Genomic DNA, 7,951 nt, shown 5'->3' with positions numbered 1-7,951 from the left:
ATGGAATCCGACAATTCCGAGGATACCCTACCTATTTTTTATTGAAAAGACCTTTACACAAAATATTTTACGTCATCTCCGACTTTATTGAGACATAATAAAAAGATGTATACAAACGTTAATATTAATAAACGTATTAAATAATATCAAGGGAATATAGTGGCGTTTTTAATAGGAATACATCACAATCCGCCCGCTAGTTAACCCGATGGAAAACGAGCTAAAAAACTTAAAACCCAAAACAGGAAGCGTTCGAATTAGTTATTAAACTTGCACAAAATGGTGTGCAATCTATACTATCTTCTAACAAATTAAGAAATAAAAATACGCACAAAACTCAAAAATGCGAAGACCGATTAATAATAAAAAGGCTAATAATCGTCATTGCACGTTTTAGGCTGCTATTTAGGAAAAAACGCCTGCCCCTTAAAAGGACAAGCGTGAACGAGATTAACCTTTACTCACGTCTAACAGAAATGACATGAATCTGATCTCCACACTTTAAGCGAACCATCTTCCTTGCTTCAGCCGGTGTTCTTGCAATTACAGTTTTGTACTGTTTTCCTCCATCTGCTTCCACTTCAACAAGAAAGCGTTTCGCTCCACATCTCAAGTCAACTTCACTCCATTTTTTCCTTAATCCTAAAAAAATTTAATTGTACACAACTAAGCTTTATCCTACCATAAGACTAAATGGTTGATTCTGTATACGACCTGCACTTGTAATGTATAAAAAATCCAATCCTATACGTCTTAAATATATTTCAAAAACTGCCCGCTCGTTAACATCATTAAACCTTCAGCAAATATCTCGCAACGGAGAACCTCTTATAAAATTACTAAATTGTTATGTTTCGTGTTCTTATCACTCCATTTCTCCTCCCTCTTCAACAAAATGACCCGTTTGTTGAACTGTATGATTATTATGGGCCCGACCATCTTATTGTTCAGGAAGTAAAGATCACTAGTGCTTCGAAGATAAGATGGCTAATAAGAATACCACAAAATCTAACGCCCCTCTAAATTGTGAACTTAATAAAATTTAGTTGTATTTACATAAGATATTAACCGTTAGGCACTTTACATATTGCTATTTTGTGTAAAGCGACTAGAATTGGCTAATTGTACAAAATAATTAATCGAATCAGGGTTGCTCATAGCATCTACACTTGCCGCTTTTTCTACGGGCGTGCCAAGAAGAATTTTACGAACAGGTATCTCCATTTTCTTGCCTGTTAATGTCCTCGGTACTTCCTTTATTGCAAAAATATCATCTGGAATAAGACGCGGGGATACGTCAGTTTTAATCTTTCGGTTAATTTTATCCTTTAAGGAATCAGTTAATGTCATCTCTTCACGTAAGACGACAAACAATGGCATATACGGCTGATGGAAATAACCACTCAAATCAACAATAAGACTATCCATCACTTCAGGGACAGCTTCTACCGCATTGTAAATTTCGCTCGATCCACTTCGGACACCTAGGCGGTTAATCGTTGCATCAGATCGACCATAAATAATTGCACTACCTCGCTCGGTTATTTTAATTAAATCTCCATGTCTCCATACTCCAGGAAAATGGTCGAAATAACTTTCTTTGTAACGCTTATTGTCTTGATCATTCCAGAAAAACAAAGGCATGGATGGAAAAGGCTTTGTCATCACCAATTCCCCTATTTCATCTGTTACTGGTTGAGCATTATCATTATAAGCGTAAACAGCGACACCAAGATTTCTACCGGGAATTTCCCCTGCGTAAACAGGTAACAGTGGAGAACCACTAACAATTCCTGCGCATATATCTGTTCCACCACTACTAGGTGCTAACCGTACATCGCTTTTTACTTCATCATACACCCACTTAAAACCTTCCGGAGATAAGGGGGCACCAGTATATGAGAACGTATGTATATGGGACAAATCATACGTTTCTCCTGGTTTCATCCCAGCTTTCATACAATTTAAAATAAATGCTGGGCTCGTGCCAAAAGTTGTTAATTTCGTTTCTTCTGCTAACCGCCAGAGAACCCCTAAATCTGGATAGCCTGGACTTCCATCATATAAAACAACCGAAGCCCCAGTCGTCATGACCCCTACGACAATATTCCACATCATCCAACCTGTCGTTGTGTACCAGAAAAAACGATCATTAGCTGTTACGTTCGATTGCAAGTTAACCGAAAAATGTGCAAGTAATATCCCACCATGACCTTGAACAATCGCTTTTGGCAAACCAGTCGTTCCTGAAGAATATAAAATCCATAATGGGTGATCAAAAGGGACTGGCTCAAAGATAAGTTCACCGGAGTATTCCATCACTTCTTCCCAACGAACTGAATTCTCCAAATTACGAATATCGAGGTATTCCTCTAAGTATGGGAGAATGACAACTTGTTCTACAGTTGGGAGACTTTCCTTTAGTTTCTCTACGGTTTCCATTCGCGGGTTTGCCTTTCCATTATACCGATATCCATCGACAGTAAATAAAATTTTCGGCTCAATTTGCTGAAAACGATCTAGCGTACTACCAACCCCAAATTCTGGAGCACAGCTAGACCAAATCGCACCAATACTAGCTGTTGCTAAAAAGGCAATAATGGTCTCAGGTATATTCGGCATATATGCGACTACTCGGTCCCCGCGTTCGACGCCAACACTTTTTAAATATGCAGCAACAGAAGCTGTTTTTTCGGTTAACTCTTTCCAACTCATTTCTTTCAACGGTCGATTTTCCGATTTGTAATAAATCGCAGTTTTATCCGGTTTCGCATGACGTAAAATATGTTCAGCATAATTTAGCGTAGCACCTGAAAACCACTCGGCGCCTGGCATACGGTCATTTTTCAATACAGATTCATAAGGGGTATAGGACTTTACTTGATAATATTCCCATATTGATTCCCAAAAATCTTCTAAATGATTTACGGACCAATTCCAAAGATCATCATAGGATTGATGGGATACATTCCGCGTTTCCTCCAACCAGTTCATATATTTTATAATATTCGCTTCCTCTTTTTGCTTTTCTGACGGTTCCCAAAGTAAATCTCCCTCTTTTACAACCATTGCGAATCAGCTCCTTGTCTTTTTTATATTAAGGGCATGAGCAGGAACGATTTTTTGATATTGATTATAACCTCGTCCTGTTGCCTTTTTGATTCGTCATTATCAATAATTGAAATAGTTCCTCACTAAACGGTTAGTATGTTTAAAAAAATATTACTACTTTTAGAACTACGACTCATACTATCGCTGTTTCTATCCATAAATCAAAAACGCGGTAATTAAAGCTGCGACTAAAGCTAACAGAGGGGCGATACAGCAAATCCAAAATACAGGCTTATAGCCTTCTTTGTGTGTTAAACCTGCTACGGTTAATCCAGTAACAACAGCACCGTTATGTGGCAGGGAATCTAATCCACCAGAACTTATCGAAGCAATGCGATGTAACGCCTCTGGATTCACTTGTGTAGCGTAATGCTCTCCTAACGTATCGAGCGCAATTCCTAATCCACCAGAAGCTGAACCGGTAATACCGACAATAATATTCGTTGCGACGGCAAAAGAGATGAGAGGATGACCCGGTATGCTAAGAATCGCACTTTGCATCATTTCGAATCCGACCGTCGCAGAAACAACACTTCCAAATCCAACAACCGCGCTCGTGTTTAAAATCGGAGCAGCAACATTCATAGCACCAACATTAAATGTTTTCATTGGGGAGTCTAATTTTTTATAGAACATAATTCCTGCAGTAACTACTGCTAATGCTAACGATAACTCAATGCTAATTTTTACAACATTTAACAAAACTAGTAACACAATAGAAGGGATGACACTCACAATAAAAGATGGATAGGTTACCTTATTTTCTCCTTGAAACGTATCATCTCCTTTTGTTTCTTCATAGCCTAAGTTATTTGCTTGATACTTTTTATCTTCTCGAGTAAGCCACCATAAACCAAAAGGGATAACGACAACTGTTGCAACTAAACCGACGATCGGCGCTGCCGTAGCTGTTGTGTCCAAATAATTAATCGGAATTAAGTTTTGTATTTGAGGTGTTCCTGGAAGCATCGTCATCGTAAACGTTCCTGAGCCTAAAAACGCAGCACCGATAAAAATAGGCCATGGAATATTCATCTCTTTAAAAATCGGTCTAGCAATTGGCATAATTGTAAATACGACAACAAACAGACTAACACCACCATAAGTTAAAGCTCCAGTAATCACCATAATCGCTACAATTACAGATAAACGACTGTTTTTTCCAGTTACTTTTAAAATCCCTCTTGCAATACTCGTAGCTGCGCCACTATCTTCCATAATTTTTCCGAAAAGGGCCCCAAAAAAGAAAATTAAAAAGTAGTTTGCTACAAAATTGACAAAGCCTTCAATATAATTACTCGTCAAAGCTTCATTAATTTGGATTCCACTCGTAATTGCTATTAAAACCGACACTACTAATGAAATGATTAAGAGATTATATCCCTTTAAAGCAAGGAATATAAGTAATGAAAGGGCAATGATTACACCGACAATACTTACAATATCCATGTCCCAATCTCCCCCTTTTTACATGTCCAATATTCTTCTCTCAAAAGTCGATTCTTTCGTTACCTCCTTTTTTTATTTTGTTATTATTTATCTTGAATTGCGGATAACTTTCTTCCGCATATCAAGCTACACTACAACTGGAAATACAACACATCGTCTCGTCAATTCGTAAACATTTGCACGTAATCCTGTCATTTGACCTATCAATAAAATGAGCAATTTAATGTAACCGCTATCATTTTACCCATAAATCTCTCATTTTGAAGAACAATCAATTGTTCTTCACACTGCGAATATAGTTACTATTTGTAATATGTAATTTCCTCGCCCTTTTGCATACGCTTACAATTCCAAAATATTTCAATATAGTCAAAATACTCACTTAGTACCTGTCTTATCTCCTTAATGTTTGATTTCTTCTCTGCTTACCTCATGAAACATGTTGCGATTTCCTATTTGGATATACTTACCATTTGCATTATTTATATAATAAACAACTCCATTATTTAGATTAACAGTATAATTAAAAATTATCAATTAAATCTTAATAATTAAAAATCGCTGTTGACTTTCATTTTGAATTTATAAAATTCGCTTTATCACCGGCGATCTTCTTCCAATTTTCACCATGTTATTGTAAAATGTAAATCTATAAAATGCACAAAAAATTGATAAATCCATTCACTCATTTAGCTCAAGTACATCACTTAAAACATTTTTAAAAATAAATAATTTGAGCAAATAAAAACAAAGAACAACTTTGAAAATAAATTATCTTTCAAGTACTGTTAAAAATTAACGATGTATTGATCTTCATGACATGACACTTTTCATTAAAAGTATTATATTTAATAAGTAAAACTTTAATGACAGCGAATTTTTACGATAAACCTAAGGAAATTCTGAAACGGTTAGACATATATAACAACGCCAAAAACGATAGAAAAATTCAGAAAGCTTTTATCCATTTTAAATCATATAAGGAACAACATGAGTATATCAAAACAAAAATACATTTCTCTTCAGATAACAAAGAAATGATAAAAAAACCCCCACTTCAATAAGCGGGGAAAATCAATTACTAAAATCCTCCTTAACGCAATTCCTTTAACCATTTCGCAGTTAATGTGTCAGCGTATAGCATCTCGTCTGGTGTACCTTCAAATACGATATGCCCGCCTTCTTTTCCACCACCTGGACCTAATTCGATGACGTAGTCGCTCGCCGCGATAAAGTCTAAATTATGTTCGATAATGATGACAGAATTCCCTCGGTTGACGAGCTTTTGAAACACGTCTAGCAATTTATCATTATCTTGCTTGTGCAACCCTAACGAAGGTTCATCTAATACGTAAATTTGCCCTTTTTTTTGTAAGTGGCTCGCAAGTTTCAGTCGTTGAACCTCACCTCCGCTTAACGAACTTGTTGTTTGTCCTAACGTGAGGTAGCCTAAGCCTACTTCTTGTAACGTGTTCACTCTTTTTATAATCTTTGGTAATGTAAAATAATCTAATGCTTCATCAATCGTTAAATTTAAAATCTCGACAATATTTTTATCACGGTAGCGATACGATAACGCTTCATCTGAATATCTCATTCCGTTACATTCTTCACAGCACACCGTTACGGGATCGGCAAACGCAACGTCTGGTATTGTCACACCTTTTCCGTTACAAATCGGACAAGCCCCTAATGAATTAAAGCTGAACAAACCTGCTGGCTGACCTGTTCCTTTCGAAAATATAGTGCGAATATCATCCATTATCCCCATATACGTCGCAAGTGTTGAACGGCTTGAAACGCCAATACTTGCTTGTCCAACCATAATCGTTTCTGGATAACGTTCTGGAAATGCTTCCAACATGAACGAACTTTTCCCTGAACCTGAAACGCCACAAATCGAAACGAGCACATGTTTAGGAATATCGACACTAATATTTTTTAAGTTATTTTGATTCGCACGTTCGATTGTAAAAAAATCGTTGCTTACCCGTGGATTTTTATTGATCGTTAACGTATCGTTTAACATCGTAACCGCTTGTGAGTTTTTAAGCCCATCTAATTTTCCTTGAAAGACGACTTCTCCTCCATGTACACCGGCTCTCGGGCCCATCTCGATGATTTCATCCGCTGCTTTAATGACGGACAAATCGTGTTCGATGACAATGACTGTATTATGATTGTCTTTTATCTTTTTTAACATTTGGATAAGCAAATCGACTTCCTCTGGATGCAGTCCCGCACTCGGCTCATCAAAAATGTACGTCATATTGTTCAGACTGCTGCCTAAATGGCGCGCAATTTTCACTCTTTGCGCTTCGCCACCAGATAAAGTGCCCATTCTTCTCGATAAGCTTAAATAACCTAAGCCCATGTCAATCAGCTGTTGAACGGGAAGGATCGCTTGTTGGGCAATCGATTCACCCATCGGATTAGTTATTTTCGTTAGTTCTGCAAGTAACTCTGTCAATTCTAACCGATCGTAATCTGCAATATGAAAGCCATTGATTTTACACTCTAAAACTTTTGGATTTAAGCCTGAGCCTTTGCATGTTGGACATAACGAACGAGTCGATACAGCAAAAACATCCTCTTCGGATACTTGCTTGAGCTTGGACACATCTCGATTAATATACAAACGCGTAAATCGAGGCAACAAACCATCCCACTCATGAGGCTGGGGACCGTTTTTCGTATGGAAAGGCGCAAAAATCTTCTCTCCTTGCGGAGGACCATATAAAAAAAGCTGTAATGTTTCTTTAGGATAGTCCTTGATCGGCAAATCTGGATCGAATAACCCACCTGTCATCATCCATCTACCTTGCCAACCTGAAGGCGATAATGGCTTAAAGCGTACCGCATGTTCCCGAAGTGACTTATTAAAATCGACGAGTTTATGTAAATCTGGGGCTATCACTTCACCATACCCATGACATTTCGGACAGCTTCCGAACGAACTTTGGCTTGAAAAATCCGTCGCAGAGCCGAGCGCTGGTTTGCCAATTCTAGAAAACAATAGCCGAATTAACGGATGAATATCCATATACGTGCCAACGGTTGAGCGAGAATTGCCGCCTATTTGCCTTTGCTCGACAACGACAACCGGACTAAGATTTTGCATAAGATCAGCATGAGGTCGTTCATATCTCGGCATTTGATTTCTCACATACAGAGGATAATTCAACGTCATTTGCCTGCGACTTTCTGTTGCTAACGTATGAAAAACAACCGAACTTTTTCCCGAACCCGATAGCCCTGTAAAAACCGTCATTTTTTCTTTCGGTATGTTTAAGTCAATATTTTTTAAATTGTTTTCTTTCAAACCTCTTAATATGATTTCATCTTTTGTTTTAGACATGCGATCATCCCTTCAGATTAACCTGTGTTTTAC

The 7,951-nt window shown here is 37.6% G+C and carries 4 protein-coding genes; all 4 read right to left on the bottom strand.

Annotation, left to right across the window (positions count from 1 at the left end; translation table 11 throughout):
- Positions 1 to 457 precede the first annotated feature (457 nt).
- Positions 458 to 613 (bottom strand): AbrB/MazE/SpoVT family DNA-binding domain-containing protein, encoded by a 156-nt coding sequence (locus ABU914_RS13495; protein WP_379670233.1) that lies wholly within the window; start codon positions 611 to 613, stop codon positions 458 to 460.
- A gap of 467 nt (positions 614 to 1,080) precedes the next feature.
- Positions 1,081 to 3,069 (bottom strand): acetoacetate--CoA ligase, encoded by a 1,989-nt coding sequence (locus tag ABU914_RS13490; protein ID WP_379670232.1) that lies wholly within the window; start codon positions 3,067 to 3,069, stop codon positions 1,081 to 1,083.
- Between the two features lie 192 nt (positions 3,070 to 3,261).
- Positions 3,262 to 4,560, bottom strand: a complete 1,299-nt coding sequence (locus tag ABU914_RS13485; RefSeq protein ID WP_379670231.1) for a GntP family permease — start codon at positions 4,558 to 4,560, stop codon at positions 3,262 to 3,264.
- A 1,093-nt stretch (positions 4,561 to 5,653) separates the two neighbouring features.
- Positions 5,654 to 7,918: an excinuclease ABC subunit UvrA gene (locus ABU914_RS13480; RefSeq protein WP_379670230.1), complete on the bottom strand. Its 2,265-nt coding sequence runs from the start codon at positions 7,916 to 7,918 to the stop codon at positions 5,654 to 5,656.
- Between the last annotated feature and the right edge of the window lie 33 nt (positions 7,919 to 7,951).

This window comes from Pueribacillus sp. YX66, from assembly GCF_041725775.1.
In the GTDB taxonomy this organism is placed as follows: domain Bacteria; phylum Bacillota; class Bacilli; order Bacillales; family UBA6769; genus Pueribacillus.
The sequence above is the reverse complement of the archived record's forward strand: the minus strand, read 5'-3'. Positions and strand labels throughout refer to the sequence as shown.